At 62.6% G+C, this 18,865-nt stretch carries 13 protein-coding genes and 1 pseudogene; 10 read left to right on the top strand and 4 right to left on the bottom strand.

Annotated features, from left to right (window positions below; all coding sequences use genetic code 11):
* The first annotated feature begins 9 nt into the window (after positions 1 to 9).
* From LVD08_RS20645 to LVD08_RS20605, 9 genes and pseudogenes are all read left to right on the top strand, one after another.
* Positions 10 to 990, top strand: coding sequence for an AAA family ATPase (locus tag LVD08_RS20645; RefSeq protein WP_247269103.1), 981 nt, complete (start codon positions 10 to 12; stop codon positions 988 to 990).
* The gene (locus tag LVD08_RS20640) at positions 987 to 1,922 is read left to right on the top strand and encodes a DUF58 domain-containing protein (RefSeq protein WP_247269102.1); all 936 of its coding nucleotides are present in this window, start codon (positions 987 to 989) and stop codon (positions 1,920 to 1,922) included. The genes LVD08_RS20645 and LVD08_RS20640 overlap by 4 nt, the downstream gene beginning before the upstream one ends.
* On the top strand, positions 1,919 to 2,518 hold the full coding sequence (locus LVD08_RS20635; protein ID WP_247269101.1) for a DUF4381 domain-containing protein: 600 nt from the start codon (positions 1,919 to 1,921) through the stop codon (positions 2,516 to 2,518). Before LVD08_RS20640 ends, LVD08_RS20635 begins: the two co-directional genes overlap by 4 nt.
* Positions 2,505 to 3,497 (top strand): vWA domain-containing protein, encoded by a 993-nt coding sequence (locus LVD08_RS20630; protein WP_247269100.1) that lies wholly within the window; start codon positions 2,505 to 2,507, stop codon positions 3,495 to 3,497. The genes LVD08_RS20635 and LVD08_RS20630 overlap by 14 nt, the downstream gene beginning before the upstream one ends.
* Before the next feature lies 1 nt (position 3,498).
* A pseudogene (locus LVD08_RS20625) lies at positions 3,499 to 5,080 on the top strand (VWA domain-containing protein).
* A complete protein-coding gene (locus LVD08_RS20620; RefSeq protein ID WP_247269099.1) occupies positions 5,077 to 6,492 on the top strand; it encodes a hypothetical protein in 1,416 nt (471 codons plus the stop codon). Before LVD08_RS20625 ends, LVD08_RS20620 begins: the two are co-directional and overlap by 4 nt.
* Complete coding sequence (locus tag LVD08_RS20615; protein ID WP_247269098.1) at positions 6,489 to 7,511, top strand: HAD family hydrolase; 1,023 nt, start codon at positions 6,489 to 6,491, stop codon at positions 7,509 to 7,511. The genes LVD08_RS20620 and LVD08_RS20615 overlap by 4 nt, the downstream gene beginning before the upstream one ends.
* 71 nt (positions 7,512 to 7,582) lie before the next feature.
* The gene (locus LVD08_RS20610) at positions 7,583 to 9,172 is read left to right on the top strand and encodes an arylsulfatase (RefSeq protein ID WP_247269097.1); all 1,590 of its coding nucleotides are present in this window, start codon (positions 7,583 to 7,585) and stop codon (positions 9,170 to 9,172) included.
* Positions 9,173 to 9,364: 192 nt separating this feature from the next.
* Positions 9,365 to 11,869, top strand: a complete 2,505-nt coding sequence (locus LVD08_RS20605; RefSeq protein WP_247269096.1) for a fused MFS/spermidine synthase — start codon at positions 9,365 to 9,367, stop codon at positions 11,867 to 11,869.
* Positions 11,870 to 12,004: 135 nt separating this feature from the next.
* On the opposite strand, the gene LVD08_RS20600 is transcribed toward LVD08_RS20605, so the two are convergent.
* Positions 12,005 to 12,682, bottom strand: coding sequence for a DUF3313 domain-containing protein (locus LVD08_RS20600; RefSeq protein ID WP_247269095.1), 678 nt, complete (start codon positions 12,680 to 12,682; stop codon positions 12,005 to 12,007).
* A gap of 214 nt (positions 12,683 to 12,896) precedes the next feature.
* On the opposite strand from LVD08_RS20600, the gene LVD08_RS20595 reads away from it, so the two are divergent.
* On the top strand, positions 12,897 to 15,257 hold the full coding sequence (locus LVD08_RS20595; RefSeq protein WP_247269094.1) for a tetratricopeptide repeat protein: 2,361 nt from the start codon (positions 12,897 to 12,899) through the stop codon (positions 15,255 to 15,257).
* 132 nt (positions 15,258 to 15,389) lie between these two features.
* On the opposite strand, the gene LVD08_RS20590 is transcribed toward LVD08_RS20595, so the two are convergent.
* The 3 genes from LVD08_RS20590 to LVD08_RS20580 all read right to left on the bottom strand — a co-directional run bounded on the left by LVD08_RS20590 (position 15,390) and on the right by LVD08_RS20580 (position 18,718).
* Entirely contained in the window at positions 15,390 to 16,364 is a 975-nt protein-coding gene (locus tag LVD08_RS20590; RefSeq protein WP_096797325.1) for a hypothetical protein, read from the bottom strand.
* Between the two features lie 204 nt (positions 16,365 to 16,568).
* Positions 16,569 to 17,048, bottom strand: coding sequence for a DUF934 domain-containing protein (locus tag LVD08_RS20585; RefSeq protein ID WP_096797324.1), 480 nt, complete (start codon positions 17,046 to 17,048; stop codon positions 16,569 to 16,571).
* The gene (locus LVD08_RS20580) at positions 17,045 to 18,718 is read right to left on the bottom strand and encodes a nitrite/sulfite reductase (RefSeq protein WP_247269093.1); all 1,674 of its coding nucleotides are present in this window, start codon (positions 18,716 to 18,718) and stop codon (positions 17,045 to 17,047) included. Before LVD08_RS20580 ends, LVD08_RS20585 begins: the two co-directional genes overlap by 4 nt.
* Between the last annotated feature and the right edge of the window lie 147 nt (positions 18,719 to 18,865).

The raw sequence follows: 18,865 nt of genomic DNA, 5'->3' as shown, positions 1-18,865 counted from the left end.
GACTGTCCCATGACCGCACTCACCGACCTCAACGCCCTGCAAGCGAGCATCGCCGAAGCCGTACTCGGCCAGGATCAGGTCATTCGGCAGATCCTCCTTGGCCTGCTGGCCAACGGGCATTTGCTGCTCGAAAGCCTGCCGGGGCTGGCCAAGACGCGCACGGTCAAGGCGCTGGCCACACATCTGGACGCGAAGATGAGCCGCATCCAGTTCACCCCCGACTTGCTGCCCTCGGACATCACCGGCGCCGAAGTGCTGCATCAGGTCGCCGGGCAAAACGAGATCCGCTTCCAGCCCGGCCCGCTGTTCGGCAATCTGATCCTCGCCGACGAGATCAACCGCGCCCCGGCCAAGGTCCAGGCGGCGCTGCTGGAAGCCATGGAGGAACGGCAGATTACCGTGGCCGGCACCAGCCATGTGCTGCCGGAGCTGTTCATTGTGGTCGCCACGCAAAACCCGATCGAGCAGGAAGGCACTTATCCGTTGCCGGAAGCGCAGATGGACCGGTTCCTGATGAAGGTGCTGCTGGATTACCCCAGCGCCGACAATGAAAGCCGGGGGCTGCGCCTGTTGCGCGCCGAGGAGTTTGCCCAAGGCGCGAACACCGCGCCGGGCAAGGGCTTCAGCCTGTCACAGGAAGTGATCTTCGCCGCGCGCAAGGAGGTCAGCGCGGTGCATGTATCACCGGCCATCGACCGCTACCTGATCGACCTGATCAACGCCACTCGCCACCCGGCCGATTACGACGAAGACCTCGGACGCTGGATCAGCATCGGTGCCAGTCCCCGTGGCGGCATTGGCCTGGATCGTTGCGCGCGGGCCGATGCGTGGTTGCAGGGCCAGGATTTCGTCTCGCCGGACAACGTGCGCGCCGTGGTGCATCCGGTGCTGCGTCACCGCCTGCAATTGAGCTACGACGCGGTCGCGGATGGCGTGACTGCCGATCAGGTGCTCGACCGTTTGCTGGATAAAGTGGCGATTCCGGCATGAACACGGAGGGCCTGGTCTACGTCTCTCTCGCGCAATTGATGGCGCTGGAGTTCAAGGCCCGTGACCTGAGTTTTCTGGCGCGCCAGCCTCAGGGCAGCATTCTTGCTGGCAACCATGCTTCGCGCTTGCGTGGCCGTGGCTTGAACTTCGATGAGCTGCGCCGCTACCAGCCCGGTGATGATTTACGTCACCTCGACTGGCGCGCTTCGCTGCGCACCGGCAAACCGGTGGTACGCACTTTTACTGAAGAGCGCGATCGCCCGGCGTTGATCGTGGTCGATCAGCGCATGTCGATGTTCTTCGGCTCGCGACGCAGTTTCAAATCTGCCCTCGCCGCTGAACTCGGCGCACTGGCAGCGTGGATGGTTTTCAACGCCGGTGACCGGGTGGGCGGTCTGGTGTTCAACGATCAACGCATCGACAGCATCGCGCCGTTGCGCAGCCGCAAACGGGTCGAGGCCTTGCTCAGCCACGTGGCGCAACAGAATCAGGCGCTGAACGCGGCCAACCCCGACGCCGAAGACGAGGACCAGTTGGACAAGGCCTTGCAGCGTTGCCTGGCGCTGGCCGGGCATGACCATTTGATCTGCATCGTCAGCGACTTCGCCGGGGCTGGCGAACGTACCTTGCAGTTGATGCGGCAACTGCGCGCGCACAATGACGTGATCGCCCTGCAAGTCTACGATCCACTGGCCTTGAAGCTGCCGAGCGATGGCCGGCTGCTGGTCACCCAAGGCCAATTGCAGGTGGAACTGGCTGTCGAGAAACGCAGCGTGCATCAGCCATTGGGCGATTACCTCGGTGGCCGGCTCAAGGATGTCGCCACCCTGCTGCGTCGCAGTCAGGTGCCGCTGATGATGTTCAGCACCGCCGAAGAGGCCCACGCGCAATTGCGTGCCGAGCTTGGCAAGTCTGCCGGCCCACGGCGATGAACCCGAATTTCCCCGACATCAGCCAGCTCAAGGAGCTGAGCCTGCCGGTGCCGGTGAGTTATGCGCCGCAGACCTGGGGCTGGTGGCTGTTGCTGACGCTGTTGGTTGTGCTGGCGTTGATGGTTGGCGTGCGGCGTTATGTGCAGTGGCGACGGGATCAGTATCGGCGCGAAGCGCTGGTGCGGCTGGCGCAGTTGCGTGAGCGCAGTGATGACCTCAATGCCCTGCGCGAGTTGCCCGAACTGCTCAAACGCGTGGCCCTTTCGATGTCAACCCAATCCCGGAACAGGAACACAACCCCTGTGGGAGCGGGCTTGCTCGCGAAGGCGTCGGCAGATCCAACATTGATGGCGCCTGACACAGCGCTTTCGCGAGCAAGCCCGCTCCCACAGAGTCCTGCGGCGCTGGGGGGAGATGAGTGGCAAGCCTTTCTGCAGCAGCACTGCAAAACCAGGCTACCCGACGACTTCAGCGATCAACTGGCCCTACTCGCTTACGCCCCCGACGCCACCTTGCGCGCCCTCCCCGCCGAACAGCGCCAGGCGCTGTTCGACACCTGCCAACACTGGGTGGAGCAGCACCATGTGGCAGCTTGATTACCCGTGGTTGTTGCTCCTGCTGCCATTGCCGTGGCTGACCTTGCGTTATCTACCGGCGTATCAGGAGGCGCGCAGCGCCGTGCGCGTGCCGTTTTTCGGCGCCATGAGCCGCGCCGTCGGGGAAGCGCCGAGCCGGGTCGGCAATCGTCAGAACCCCTGGCAAATGCTGCTCAATCTTCTGGTGTGGACGTTGATCCTGCTCGCCGCCGCGCGCCCGGTGTTCGTCGAAAAGCCCATCGAACGCCAGCAACCGGTACGCGACCTGATGCTCGCCATCGACCTCTCGCAATCAATGGAGACTGAAGATTTCAGCAATACCGATGGCCAGAAAATCAATCGCCTCGCCGCCGTCAAACAGGTGGTGCAAGGCTTCATCGCCAAGCGCAAGGACGACCGCATCGGTCTGATCGTGTTCGGTAGCAGCGCCTATCCGCAGGCGCCGCTGACCCTCGATCACGTCAGCCTTGCGCTGCTGCTGGCCGACACCGGCATCGGCATGGCCGGGCCCAACACCGCCATCGGTGATGCCATCGGATTGAGCCTGAAGCTGCTGGACCAGGCGCACGAACAGCAAAAGGTGCTGATCCTGCTCACTGACGGCAACGACACCAGCAGCGCGATCACCCCCGACCACGCCGCGGAAATGGCCGCCAACAAGGGCGTGGTCATTCACACCATCGGCATCGGCGACCCGACGGCGTCCGGCGAGGCGCAGGTCAATCTGCGCGGGCTGCAACAGATCGCCCAGACCACTGGTGGGCAGTTCTTCCGCGCCGAAGATCGTACGGCGCTGGATCAGGTCTACAGCACCCTAGACCGCCTCACGCCGCATCAGGTGAAAACCCTCAGCCATCAGCCGCAACGCGAGTTGTTTCATTGGCCGCTTGGCGCGGCGCTGACGCTGTTGGCGCTGTATCACCTCGGTGCCCTGCTGCGCCCGCGTCTGGCGCTTGCCCGCCGGCGGCAGGAGGCCTGAGATGGAGATCAATCTCGGCGACTTGCACTTCCTGCGCCCGCTGTGGCTGCTGCTCGCACTGTTCGCCGCGCTGCTGCCGCTGCTCTGGCGCCGCAGCCGCGACTTGCAACGACGGCTGCGCAGCAACATCGCCGAACACTTGCTGCCGCACCTGCTGGTCACGCCAACGGATCAGCAGCGCCTGCGCCCGGTGCATTGGCTGTGCGCGGTGTTGGCACTCGGGTCGATCGCCGCCGCCGGGCCGACCTGGGAGCAGGATCGCCCGGATTTTCTGCAGAATCGTGCGCCACTGATCGTCGCCGTGGATCTGTCGCCATCGATGGACGCCAGCGACGTACCACCGACGCGCCTGCAAGCGGCCAAACACAAACTGCACGACCTGATCCAGCGTCGCGCCGGCGCCCGCACGGCGCTGATCGCCTACGCCGGCAGCGCGCATCTGGTGTTGCCGCCGACCGACGATCCGGCGTTGCTCGACACCTTCATTCAGGCGCTGGGCACAGGCCTCATCGACAAACCCGGCAAGGACGTTAGCGCCGTCATCGAGCAGGCCAGACGCCTGCTCAGCGCCGAGCAAACCCCGGGCAGCCTGCTGCTGCTCACCGACGGCGCTGACGTTGCACAGCTCGATGGTCTCGGCAAACAACTCGACGACAGCCAATTGCAGGTACTGGTACTCGCGGTGGGCAACGCGGATGGCGGCGTGATTCAGGGCGCCAATGGCCAGCCGGCAGTCGACAGCAACGGGCGTCCGCTGCTCGGCCATTTCGATCCGGCGGCACTCAAGCAATTGGCCGCCGCCCTCGACGCGCCTCTGGGCAGCCTCACCCTCGACGACGATGATCTGGACTGGATCGAGTTGCACGCCCAACAACACTTCCAGAGTGCCAGCGCCGAACAGCAGCAATTGCACTGGAAGGATGCCGGTTACTGGCTGTGCTGGCCTCTTCTTATTGTTGGCGCTGCTCGGTGTGCGCAAGGGCTGGAGCATCAACTGGGTACCGGCGCTGCTGTTGGTCACAAGCCTTGGCTGGCCTGCCGCACCCGCCCAGGCCAGCGCACTGACCGACGCGTTTTTCACCCGCGATCAGCAAGGGCGCTGGGCCGCCGAGCATGAGCATTGGCCGCAAGCGGCGGCGCTGTTTGTCGATCCGTACTGGAAAGGCGTCGCGGCCTATCATGCGGCGGACTACGACCTCGCACTGGCGACCTTTGCCCGGCTGGACACGGCGCAAGCGTGGTTCTACCTGGGCAACATTTACGTGCGGCGCTTCAAGTTCGATCAGGCAATTGCCGCCTACACCCAGGCCTTGCAGCGGCAACCGCAGTTCCCCGAAGCCACGGCCAATCTGGCGCTGGCGCAGGCGTTGCTCAAGGACACCGACAGCGCCGAGAAAAACGCTCCCGAAACCAAACCGGATGAAGTGAAATTCGACAAGACGCCGGGCAAGGGCCAGAGCAAAAAGGTCGAGACTGAACAAGCGACGTCCGATGCGTTGTGGTTGCAGAACCTGAGCACCTCGCCGGCGAAGTTTCTCAAGCAGAAGTTCAGTTTGCAGGATCAGTCGGGGGCCAGACCATGAATCGGATTGCGGCCATCGCGAGCAGGCTCACTCCTACAGGGGATTTGTGTGCGCCGAAAATCTTTTGTAGGAGTGAGCCTGCTCGCGATGGCGCCCGCCTGATCACCGCACCCCTGCTGACCCTGCTCACCAGTTGCCTGTTCACAATCCACGCCTCTGCCGCCGGACCCCAACTGAAAATCCAGGCCCACCTGCAACCCGCCGAAGGCGCGATGGTCGGCGGTCTGGTCGAGCTGCAAGTCGATGTGCTCACCGACACCTGGTTCACCAGCGCCGCCATCCTGCCCGAACTGAAACTCGACGGCGCCCTGGTCACGCCGCCGGACGGCCAGGCCCAACACCTGAATCAGACCATCGACGGGCAATCCTTCAGCGGCTTGCGCTACAGCTACCTGATCACCCCGAATGTCGCCCGCCGCTTCGAGATTCCGCCGTTGACGGTCAGTGCGACACCCGGTCAGGCCAGCACAGCGATCAGCGCCCAAAGCCAACCGTTGCACTTCAGCACCACCCAGCCACCCGGCTTCAAACCCGGAGAAACACCGCTGGTGGCCAGCGGTGTGCGCCTGAGCCAAAGCCTGATCAACTCGGCAACCCCGTTGAAATTCGGCGACAGCGTTACCCGGCAACTGATCCTGCAAGCCGATGGCGCACTGGCGATGGCGCTTCCGGTTCCGCCATTGGCTGACGTGGCCGGCCTGAGTCGTTACCCGCAGACCCCACAAGTCACTCGCCTGGATGACGGCCGCGGCAACGTGCTCGGTGGTCAGCGCATCGACGCCGTCACCTACCGCATCGACAAGGCTGGTGCCTACACCCTGCCAGCCATCACGGTGAAATGGTGGGACGTCAAAACGCAGCAGAGCCGCATTGCGCAAGTGCCCGCCGTGACCTTCGAAGCCGCAGCCAACAGCGCCTACAAATCGGTATTTTCGATTACCGACGATCTCCGGCAGCTCGGCCGCAACAACCCGCACTTTTCCACACGCTGGCTGCTCGGGCTGGCGCTGCTCGCCGTGTGTATTGGCGTCGGTTATTGGCTGCGTCCGGCGCTGATGCGCGGCCGGCACCAATGGCAGGCGCGCAAGCACGCGCGGCAACTGGCCTGGGAGCAATCGGCGGACTTCGCCTGGCAGCAGATCAACCCGCAACTGCAGGCTCAACCGGCGCAGTTGAGCGCCTTGTATCTGTGGCTGCGGCGCAGTCGGCTCGGGCTGCAACTGGTGAATGCCGGCCCGCGCCTGCAAGGTCTGTTGCGCGGGCTTTACGGACGTGATCCACAGACTGCACAAACACTCGCTCAACTGCATGAATCGTTGACTACGCTTCACAGTCAGGCCGAACAACAGGCGCACAAACCGGCCCCGGCCCTGCGCCCGCTCAACCCCGTTCATGAAAGGGATTTCCCATGACCAATCCACCGCAGCAGTGTCAACGTTTCAGCCTTGCGCTGGTGTTTGCGCTGGCATTGCCACTGCTGGCCCAGGCCAGCGAGCCACTGCCGTCATGGAACGACGGCCCGGCCAAAAAACACATCACCGAGTTTGTGCAAGCGGTCACCGATCAGTCCGGCAAAGATTTCGTCAAACCCGCCGATCGCATTGCCGTGTTCGACAACGACGGCACCCTGTGGAGCGAGCAGCCGATGTATTTCGAGTTGCTGTTCGCCCTCGATGAGGTCAAGCGCAATGCGCCGCAGCACCCCGAATGGAAAACCACCCAGCCATTCAAAGCCGTGCTGGAGAACGACCACAAGGCCCTGGCCGCCGCCGGCATGGACGGGATTATCAAGATCTTCGGCGCCACCCACACCGGCATGACCACCGAGGCTTTCGACGACTACGCCAAGACCTGGCTGAGTCAGGCCCGACATCCGAAGACCGGCAAGCCCTACACCGAAATGATCTTCCAGCCGATGCTGGAAATGCTCGACTACCTGCGCAGCCAGGACTTCAAGACCTATATCGTTTCCGGCGGCGACACCGGCTTCATGCGCGCCTTTGCCGAGAAGGTCTACGGCATCCCGCCGGAACAGGTGATCGGCACCACGTTCGTCACCGCGTTCCAGTTCAAGGACGGCCAGGCCTCGATCCTGCGCACCCGAAAACTGGCGCACAACGATGACGGCCCGGGTAAACCGGAGAGCATTGATGCAGTGATCGGCAAACGGCCGATCCTCGCGTTCGGCAACTCCGACGGCGACCTGCAGATGCTGCAGTGGACCGCCGCCGGCCCCGGCAAACGCTTCATGGGGCTGGTGCACCACACCGACGCCAGACGCGAGTGGGCCTACGACCGAAAATCCGATATCGGGCGACTCGATAAAGCCCTCGACGAAGCGAATTCCCGTGGCTGGACCGTGGTGGACATGGCGACCGAATGGCGCCGGATCTACCCGTTCGATCCACCGGCAACCGGGCAGGTGCAATAAGAAAAAGCGTGATGCAGGACTGCAAGAAACGTAAGTCGCAACAACGACCCCCGCGATAAGGAGCAAGTCAGATGACTCGCATACGCAAGTGGCTACCGAAACTCGCCTTGGTGGCAACCTCGGTGATGGCGCTGTCGGCAACCGCCACAGCGGCTGAGAAACCCAACATTCTGGTGATCTTCGGCGACGATATCGGCCAGACCAACATCAGCGCCTACTCCATGGGCGTGGTGGGCTACAAGACTCCGAACATCGACCGGATTGCCAAAGAAGGCATGATGTTCACCGACTATTACGCGGAGAACAGCTGCACCGCCGGACGCTCCTCGTTCATCACCGGCCAGACGCCGCTGCGTACCGGCCTGTCGAAAGTCGGTGCGCCAGGAGCGACTGTCGGCCTGCAAAAGCGCGATATCACCATCGCTCAGGCGCTCAAGTCTCAGGGATACGCCACCGGCCAGTTCGGTAAGAACCACCTTGGGGACAAAGATGAATACCTGCCGACCAACCATGGTTTCGACGAATTCTTCGGCAACCTTTATCACCTTAACGCCGAAGAAGAACCCGAACGCCCCTACTGGCCCAAGGATGACCCGGACTTTGTCAAAGCCAACTCGCCACGGGGCGTAATCCACAGTTTCGCCGACGGCAAGATTGAGGACACCGGCGCGCTGACCACCAAGCGCATGGAAACCATCGACGACGAAACTACCGCCGCCGCACAAGCGTTCATCGAGAAACAGGCCAAGGCCGACAAGCCGTTCTTCGTCTGGATGAACACCACGCGCATGCACCTGTTCACCCACGTGCGTGATTCGATGAAGGGCCAGAGCGGCATGCCCGGCAACGAATACGCCGACGGCATGCTGGAGCACGACGGAGATGTCGGCAAACTGCTCAAGACCCTCGACGACCTGAAAATCACCGACAACACGATCGTGGTCTACACCACCGACAACGGCCCGAACCAGTTCTCCTGGCCGGACGCGGCGACCACACCGTTCCGTAACGAGAAAAACTCCAACTGGGAAGGCGCCTACCGCGTTCCGGCGATGGTTCGCTGGCCGGGCAAGATCAAGCCGGGGGAAGTGTCCAACGAGATGTTCTCGGGCCTGGACTGGTTCCCGACTTTGCTCGCTGCTGCCGGTGACACCGAGGTGAAAGACAAGCTGCTCAAGGGCTGGGCGCCGACTTCCGGAGGCAACAACTTCAAAGTGCATCTGGACGGTTACAACCAGTTGCCCTATCTGACCGGCCAGCACCCCAACGGTGAGCGTAAGGAGTTCTACTACTTCAACGACGACGGCATGCTGGTTTCAATGCGCTTTGGCAACTGGAAGGCCGTTTTCGCCGAGCAGCGAGCGCCGGGTGGTTTTGCGGTCTGGAGCAATCCGTTCACGCCCTTGCGCGTGCCCAAGATCTTCAACCTGAGAATGGACCCGTACGAGCGGGCCGACGTGGTTTCCGATCAATACTACGACTGGTCGACCAAAAACGTTTACCTGGTCGCCGTTGCGACAACCAAGGCAGCGCGCTTCCTGCAGACCTTCATCGAGTATCCGCCGAGCCAGAAACCGGCGAGCTTCAGCATCGACCAGATCCGTGCTGCGGTTGACGCGAAGATTGAAGAGAAAATGAAAGCGGCTCCAGCTGCACAGTAAGACCGTTGAACCGCCGCCCGCCCTCAGCGGCGGGCGCCCTGTTTCGAACTTGGGACCTTGTCGGCCCATTCGCGAGCAGGCTCGCTCCCACAGGGGATTTGTGGTGGACACAAGTCCAGTGTAGGAGCGAGCCTGCTCGCGAAGAGGCCGGCACCGACACAGCATTTTCTGAATTGAAATAAGGCAATCCGCATGTCCTCACGTATCGCCAGCAAGCCGTCGGCCATGCCCACCACTCAAGCCGCCACCCCGGCGCTGCTGATCCCCGCCCTGCTGCTGTGCATCTCCGGCGCCGCCGCGCTGGTGTATCAGGTGCTGTGGATCAAGCAGTTGTCGCTGGTGGTCGGCGTCGAGGTCTATGCCATCACCACCGGCATCAGCGCGTTTTTTGCCGGGCTGGCCATTGGCGGCTGGCTGTTCGGGCGCTGGGCTGATCGCTTGCAGCAACCGGTGCTGCTCTACGCCGGGCTGGAAGTGTTGGTGGCGCTACTCGGGGTTGGCGCCACGGTTGCGATGAGCCTGGCGGCGAGTCCGTTTGCCTGGTTGCAAGGTCATGTCGGCCTGCTGGCGTGGTTGTTGCCGTTCACGCTGGTGGGGATTCCGGCGGTGTTGATGGGCGGCACGCTCCCGGTGTTGGTGCGCTCGCTGGCGGCTGATCCGGGCAGGGCCGGCGGTCAGCTGTATGCGGCCAACACCCTGGGCGCAATTGCCGGCACCCTGCTCGCCGCGTTTGTGCTGATCGCCACCCTCGGTGTGCGTGGCAGCGCGCTGTTTGCCGCGATGCTCAACCTGCTGGCCGCCGCCGGCGCGCTGTGGCTGCAGCGTCAGCATCCGATGCCGATTGCGGCCCCGGTCAAACATCACACCGAGCAAGCCGCAGACCACACCGCACTGTGGCTGTACTCCATCGCCGGCGGCGTGGCGCTGGGGTATGAAGTGGTCTGGTCGCAGTCGATCGTGCAGTTCATGAGCACCCGCACCTACGCGTTCGCCGTGGTGCTCGCGACGTACCTGACCGGGCTGTTCATCGGCAGCGCCCTGCTCGCCCGTCGCGTCGAGCGCATTCGCGATCCGTGGGGCGTGTTCGGTCTGTTGATTGCCGGCGCCGGGCTGATCGCCTTGCTGGAAATTGCCCTGCTCGGGCGCTGGCTGGTGTTGGCACAAAGTCAGGCCGAGAGCTGGCTGCTGGCGATGGGCGCCAGCGAGCTGGCTGGCATGAGCGCACGGTTTGCGGTGGCAGCGTTGAGCATCGTGTTCGTGCCGACATTGCTGCTCGGCGCGGCGTTTCCGCTGGCCCTGCGCTTGAGTGTGGGGCGTGAACGCGTCGGTCGCGATGTCGGGGCCATGGTCGCGTTCAACACGCTGGGCGGGATTGTCGGGGTGATGCTCTGCGGTTTTATGCTGATTCCGCTGCTGGGGCTGGTGCGCACGCTGGGCTTGCTGGCGATCATCGCGGCCGGCATCGGCTACGTGGCCGTGCGCAAGGGGCATCACGTCAAAAAAGGCCGGCGTCAGGCGGTGGTCGCGCTGGGACTGGTATCGGTGGCGTTGGCCGTACTGACGCCAGTGGACAAACTCGCCAGCCTGTTGCCCGGTGCGCGCAACGGCACGCTGGCGTTCTACGAAGAAGGCCGTGGCGGTACCGTCGCGGTGGTCGCTCAGGGCCGTGGTGAGAACAGCTTCCACCGCTTGTACATTCAGGGCGTGTCCAATACCGGCGATGCCATGCCGTCGCTGCGCTACATGCGCATCCAGGCGTTGCTGCCGCTGCTGATCCACAACGGTGAGCCGCGTTCGACGCTGGTGATCGGCTTCGGCACCGGGATCACCGCCGGCGCCCTGCTGCACTATCCGGGGCTGGAACATCGGGTGGTGGCCGAGTTGCTGCCATCGGTGGTCAAGGCCGCGCTTCTGTTCAAGGGCAACTTCAACGCCGCCAACGATCCCGGCGTCGAAGTGCGCCTGCGCGATGGTCGTCAGGAACTGTTGCGCAGCCCGCAGACCTACGACCTGATCACCCTCGAACCGCCACCGCCATCGGCGGCCGGTGTGGTCAATCTGTACTCCCGCGACTTCTATCAACTGGCAGCCAGTCGCCTGGAGCAACAAGGCATCGTCGCGCAGTGGCTGCCGCTGCCGACCCAGAACATCGACGATTCGCGCTCATTGGTACGCAGCTTCCTCGACGTGTTCCCGTATGCCTCGCTGTGGACCAGCGAGTTCCACGAGATGCTGCTGGTCGGTTCGCTGCAGCCGATGGAACTGGACGCGGCGAAAATCACCGAGCGCTTCCAGCAAGCCAGCGTACGCAGCACTTTGCAGGATGTCGGGATTGGCTCGGCGGCGGCGCTGCTCGCAACCTGGGTCACCGACCGCGCAGGTCTTGAACGTTTTGCGGCAAACGCGCCGGCGGTGACGGATGATCAGCCCCGAATCGAATACGCGCCGTGGGTGCGCAGCAAGGAAATCACCCGGGTGCTGCCGGCGCTGCTGGATCTGTATGTGCCGCCGCCACTGGTGAATGCCGATACCGGGTTCACTGAGCGAATGGAGACCCACCGCCAGCGTCTGCTGCAGTTCTACCGCGCGAGCCTGCATGCGTATGACGGTGATCGGGATGCCTGGGGGCGGGATATGCGTGAAGTGATGCGTTGGGATGGCGGCAACCCGTACTTCCGGTGGTTTACCGGGCAGTAATGGGGTGCCTGAAAGACCGCTTTCGCGAGCAAGCCCGCTCCCACAGGGGATCTACAGTGGACACAGGCTGTGTGTCCGGCGCAGATCTCAAGGTGGGAGCGGGCTTGCTCGCGAACGGGCCCACGCCTCGCTGGATTATTTGGAGCTGGCCTTGAGCTTCAGATACATCTGATGCATGTCATTGGCCCAGCCATCAATCACCGGTTTGACGTCGGTCGCCTTCATCGCTTGGGTGTCATTTTCCAGTGGTTTGCCGGTGCCTTTGCGCACCACTTGCGCCACCACCTTGTTGCTCGCACCGTCGAGGAACACCGCCTCGGTGGCCAGAGTGGTTTCCTGATCACGGATACCGCTGGCAGTGCTGACCGCTGCCGCGACCAGCGCAACCGGAATCACTTCATACGCGTGCAGGCCCTCGGTCTTGCTGCTCACGGCAGTGATCGCCGCACGCACCACAATCACCCCTGGGCCGGGGCCGTTGGCCAATGGCAGATCCTTGCTGATTTCACGCTTGAGCGCCTGGTCGTAATAGGAGGTGATGCCGTTGAGGGTCTGCTGAGAAATCTTCGCGGTCGGTTGCGGCTTTGGATAGAGCTGGGTCGGCTCGATGTACACGCTGGTGAACCTGCTGATGTCGACCTTCGGATCAATCCAACGCATCACTTCGGCACCGGAAGGCGATTTGGCCTCCTTGAGCTGGCTGTAGTCCTTGAGAAAGCCGGAATACTCATCGGGAGCGACGGTTTTGCTGGAGCAACCCACCACGCCCAGGGTGGCGATGCAGAGGGTGCCCATCATTACTGCTAGCTTCATGCTGTAACTCCTGTCAGAAGGCCTGAATGTATTGCGTATGGGGGAGTTACAGGTATAGCTAAAACCCCGCCGATTGCGCTGCAAAACCGGAAAATTCACACAACTTCGGGGGCTGCTTCACAACCGACGTTTGACAGACGCCGGGCATCCGGCAAAGCTGCATCGAGCTTGAACGCATGCCAGCAGGCCAATGCATCTGACCACGGAAGTCGTAATGCCCAAGCATAAAAATAAAGTCGTACAGCCTGATCCTGATTCATCCCGACAGCCCCTTTCACGTTACCTGTTCCCCCTCACCATCGGCGTGCTGCTGGCCGCAGTGGCGGGGATTGGCTGGTTTCTGTTCAGCCCCGCGCCCGCGCTGTACACGGCACCGCCGATCAGCGCGGCGGCGCCTGTCGTCGCCAGACCGCAACCTGTGGCGCAGCAGCCCGCGACCATGGTCGATGAGCAACAATGTCAGGGCTGCCACACCGAGCAGGTCAAGGACTGGCAAGGCTCGCATCACCAATTGGCGATGCAGGCCGCGAATGGCGAAACCATGCTTGGCGACTTCAATAACGTCACCTTCAAGGCCGAAAACGAGACCACCCGTTTCTCACGCAAGGGCGACGAGTTCTGGGTCAATACGCCGGGCATCGATGGCAAGAACGCCGATTTCAAGGTCGCCTACACCTTCGGCATCGCCCCGTTGCAGCAATACCTGATCAACGTCGGCGAAGGCCGTTTACAGGCGCTCGGCGTGGCGTGGGATACCGAGAAACACCGCTGGTTTCACCTTTACCCCGGCCAGGGCGTGAACTTCAAGAATCCTCTGCACTGGAGCAAGCCCAGTCAGAACGCCAACTTCATGTGCGTCGAGTGCCACACCACCGGCTTCAAGCGCAATTTCGATGCGGCCAGCAACACGTTCAACAGTCAGTGGAACAGCCTCGGCGTCGGCTGTCAGGCCTGCCACGGTCCGGCCTCCAATCACCTGCAATGGGCGCAGAAAAAAGACGACCTGATCCACAAGGGTTTTGCCGTCGACCTCAAGGACAAGAACGCCAGCGTCGAGATCGAAACCTGTGCCCGCTGCCATGCGCGCCGGGCGCCGCTGGGCGATGGCTACACCGTCGGCAAGCGCTTGATGGACGACTACCTGCCGAGCACCCTCACCCGCGAACTGTATGCGCTGGACGGCAAGATCGAGGATGAGGTGTTCGAACACGGCTCGTTCCTGCAAAGCAAGATGTTCGACAAGGGTGTGCGCTGCAGTAACTGCCACAGTCCGCACAGCACTGAACTCAAGGCGCCGGGCAACGCCGTGTGTCTGCAATGCCACAACACGGCGGGCAAGACTTCGGTCGCAGGCGTCGACGGCAAGGGCCTGCAAGCGAAGAACTACGATTCCATCGAACACACCCGCCACACCCTGGGCCAGCCCGGCTCGCAGTGCGTGGATTGCCACATGCCCGGCAAGTTCTACATGGGCAACGACTGGCGCCATGACCACAGCTTCAGCATCCCCAACCCGGAACGCGCGCAAAAACTCGGTACGCCCGATGCGTGTCTCAGCTGCCATCAGGGCAAGGCCGGTGACAAGGTCAGCGCACAGTTCAAGTTGTGGAATGCCTCCGCCTCGACACTGCAGACACCACGCTATGACGAAAGCCTGTGGCTGATCCGCAACGGACAGCCGGGTGCGGCGGACGCCTTGCATGAGCAGTTGCAGCGCAGCGATCTGCCGGCAATTCAGCGTGCGACGTTACTCGCCGAACTGCCGCTGTACCCAAGCGATCAATCGCTGAAACTGGCGACCCGGGATCTGCAGAATCCGGCGCCGCAGGTGCGCGAAAGCGCAGTGCGGGCGATCAGTGCCTTCCTGCCACCCATCGAGCGCGCATCGTTGTTGACGCCACTGCTCGGCGATCCGGTGAAAGCCGTGCGCATCGTCGCGGCGCGGGATCTGCTCAGCGTCGCGCGCAACAGCGGCCTCGGCGCCGCGCAGGACAATTGGGACGCGGCGATTGCCGAGTATGAGGCGGTGCAGAACAGTCTCGCGGAACGGGCCGAGGCCAACCTGAACCTGGCGATGTTGTATCAGGCCAGTGGCCGCGCATCCGAAGTCGAAGGGTTGCTGCGCACGGCACTCAAACGCGATCCGGATTTCTACCCGGCACTGGTGACGCTGGTGCAATGGCTGGAGGCCAATGGCCGAGGTCAGGAAGCGCAGAGCCTGCTGGACGACAGCCTCAAGGCGCACCCGGAGGCTGCGTTGTTGCAGCACACCCGTGGCCTGTCCTTGATCCGCGCCGGCAAGACTGCCGAAGCCATGACCGCGCTGCACAAAGCCGCGCAACTGGAGCCGCAGAACGCGCAATACGGTTACGTGCTGGCGGTGGCGTTGCACGACAGCGGCAAGGTGAGCGAGGCGTGTGATGAGCTGGAGCGTTTGCTCAAGGTGCAACCGGCGAACCGCAATACACGGCTGTCGCTGATTCAGTACTACCTGGAGAACAGCCAGGAGCCGAAGGCGCAGGTGCTGTTGCAGGGCTGGAAGAAGATGAACATGGGGGATCCGGCGCTGAAATAACCGCTGATCCCTTGTAGGAGCGGGCTTGCTCGCGAATGCATTCTCTCAGCCAACATCAAGGGTGACTGATGTACCGCATTCGCGAGCAAGCCCGCTCCCACAGGGTCAGTGATTGGTCTCAAACACTGAGTGTTACCAGGACGACGTCGCCCCGCTCTTCAACGCCATCTCGCGCCGGCTGTTGGCGCGCATCGCCTTGATCAGCGATACCGAGCCCACCAGCAGAATCGCCGCGCCGAACAGGAAGTCGATGTTGTACAGCTGGAAGTCCTGCACCGGCCCCACCAGCAGCACCCGCACCACGGCAATCGTCACCAGCGTGGCGAGGAAATCGATCCCCGGCTCGTCGCGATAGAACACGTGCAGCAGCGGCAGGCACAGCACCAGCAGCAACAACAGCACCACGACCTTGAACGAGCCTTTGCGCTCGACGCTAAACGCGCATTCGTGCGGGCCGTAGGCCTTGTAATCCTCGTCGCGGATCATCGAGTTTTTCTCGTTGATGTACTCGACGCGGTTGTACTTCTGGATCGGCGTGAAGGTGTTGGACATCTCCATCAGCGTGGTGATGTTCTTGAAACGCAGGTCGATGCGCTCGCTGCCCTTGAGGTAATACAGCACCGGTTTGTAGCCGTAGCGATAGGTGTCGAAGGGGAATTCGGTGACCTGGCCCTGGACGCCGATCGGCCGTGGCTCAAGCTCGGCGTAGGCGCTTTTGGTCGGTGAGGCGAGGTTGCGGCTCAGCGGCTGAACCTTGACCTGTTCGAGGAAGATCGGCGTCACGCCGTACGACCACTGCAACGGCTCCAGGCGCAGACGCAGTTCGTTGCGGCCCAGGTCGTAACGGTTGAAGGTGCGTTCGGAGACCACCAGCGAGCCACTGAGCATGAACTCGCCGCGCAGGTTGTTGGTGACGCGCAAGGTCAGTTGATCCTTGCCCAACAGCGCCGCTTCAGTGGATGGCGGCGCGCCGCACCACGCGGTGCTTTCACCGGCACCGCCCAACTGGCCGTCACGGTTTTCCTTGAACACATAGAAGTAACTGGCCCACAGCGTCAGCATCAACAGCAACGCCGTGAGGCCCAAAATCTTTTTGCCCGCACTCACTACCCAGACTCCCTTCTTCATTCCGTCGTCCAGCCGAAAACCCGCTGGCGACGGGGACTCTACCAAAAGGCCAGCATCGACCCAAGGAAAAATCCGGGAATGGTGCGGGATGTAAGGGTTTCCCCTGTATAGAAGGGGCCGCTAGACAATTGTGGTGAGGGGATTTATCCCCTCACCACAAAGTATCTATCAAGCAATGGATATTCAGCGTCTGCGGAACAGCGGCCGTGGTTCGATCACCGAACGGCCGTACAGCACGCTCATCCCCGCCAGTCCTTTCAGGGCATCCTCAGCCGATTTGTCCTCGCGCACCGCGAAGCTGTCGAACCCGCACTGGCGCATATGGCTGAGCTGATCACGCAAAACATCACCAATCGCGCGCAACTCGCCAGCCCAGCCAAACCGGCTACGCAGCAGATACGCCTGACTGTAGGCGCGACCGTCACGAAAGCTCGGAAAATCCAAGGCAATCAGCGGCAGCGAGGCCAGCCACGGCACCACGCTTTCAACTTCATCGTCCGGCCCCAGCCACACCGCGTGGGTCGAGGGCGATTGCAGCCAGTGCGCCAGCGGCAGGATCAGCAACCCTTGCGGCCTGCCCTGCTCCGGCTCGCGGACCAGCGTCCACGGATCATCTTCGATCAGCCGCGCAACACCCTGCTCCAGGCGCAGCAGATTGTTCATGCCGACACCTCCAGTACTTTCGGATAGACCCGCTCCTTGAACGGCTCCAGGCCGATGCGCGCCACGGTGTCGACAAACAACTCCTCGCTTTCGCGGTAACGCACAAACGTACCGATGATCCGCTCGATCACCTGTGGCACTTCGGTCGCGCTGAACGACGGGCCGATGACCTTGCCCAGTGCACTGTGCTTGCCCTGCGCGCCGCCGAGGGTGATCTGGTACCACTCGCTGCCGTTCTTATCGACGCCGAGGATGCCGATATTGCCGATGTGGTGGTGGCCGCAGGCGTTCATGCAGCCGGAGATGTTCAGGCTGATGTCGCCCAGGTCGTGCAGGTAGTCGAGGTTGTCGAAACGCGCCTGAATCGCCTGGGCAATCGGGATCGACTTGGCGTTGGCCAGCGCGCAGAAATCGCCGCCTGGGCAGGCGATGATGTCGGTCAGCAGGCCGACGTTGGCGCTGCCCAGATTGCGCTCGCAGGCCAACTGCCAGAGTTCATACAGGTCAGACTTCTGCACATCGGGCAGGACAATATTCTGTTCGTGGGCAATGCGAATCTCGCCGAAACCGAAACGCTCCGACCAGTCGGCTACCGCCAGCATCTGCTGGCCAGTGACATCCCCCGGTGGTGCACTCAGACCCGGTTTGGTCGACAGCACCACGCTGGTGTAACCCGGTTTCTTGTGCGGCTGCACGTTGCGCGCGACCCAGCGGGCGAACGCCGGGCTTTCGGCCAGACGCGTGCCGAAGTCCAGATCGGTGTCAGCCAGAGTGTGATAGATCGGCGGCACGAAGGCACTGGCGACCCGCTCGTATTCAGCCTCGGTCAGCTGCGCCGGGCCGTCCTTGAGGTGTTGCCATTCTTCCTCGACCTCTTTGGCGAACGCCTCGATGCCCAGCGCCTTGACCAGAATCTTGATCCGCGCCTTGTACTTGTTGTCGCGCCGGCCATGGCGGTTGTAGACCCGCAGGATCGCTTCGACGTAGGACAGCAGATGCTGCCACGGCAAGCCTTCGCGAATCTGCAGACCGAGGATCGGCGTGCGCCCCAACCCGCCGCCGACGATCACCCGCAGCAGCATCTGCCCGTCGCGCCCCGGATAAAGATACAGGCCGATGTCATGCATCATGATCGCCGCGCGATCCTGCTTCGCCGAGCAGATGGCGATCTTGAACTTGCGTGGCAGGAAGAGGAATTCCGGGTTGATCGTCGACCATTGCCGCAGGATCTCCGCTAGCGGGCGCGGGTCGATCATCTCGTCCGCCGCGACCCCGGCAAACGCCTCGGTAGTGATGTTGCGCACGCAGTTGCCGGAGGCCTGGATCGCGTGCATGTCGACCTGCGCCAGACGTTCGAGAATGTCCGGCACTTCGCTCAGCTTGATCCAGTTGAATTGCAGGTTCTGCCGGGTGGTGAAGTGGCCGTAGCCGCGATCGTAATCGGCGGCGATGCTCGCCAGCGTGCGCATCTGCTCCGCACTCAGGGTGCCGTAGGGAATCGCCACCCGCAGCATGTACGCGTGCTTCTGCATATACAGACCGTTTTGCAGGCGCAGCGGCAGGAACTCTTCTTCGCTCAACTCGCCAGCCATGAAGCGCTCGACCTTATCGCGAAACTGCGCAACGCGCTCGAACACCAGTGCGCGGTCGTAATCGTCGTATTGATACATGCAGCGGCTACCCCATCAGAATTGTGCGCAATTCCTGTAGGAGTGAGGCTGGTCGCGGTTGGGGGGGGGCAGGGAACCGCTTTGGTGTGTGGCACCCCGCCAACGGGCGCCGGCTCACCCCCCCAGATTTTTCCCCCCCATGGGCGG

Origin of the sequence: Pseudomonas sp. YL2, assembly GCF_023063025.1 — a bacterium.
GTDB classification, from domain to species: Bacteria; Pseudomonadota; Gammaproteobacteria; order Pseudomonadales; family Pseudomonadaceae; genus Aquipseudomonas; species Aquipseudomonas putida_A.
The sequence above is the reverse complement of the archived record's forward strand: the minus strand, read 5'-3'. Positions and strand labels throughout refer to the sequence as shown.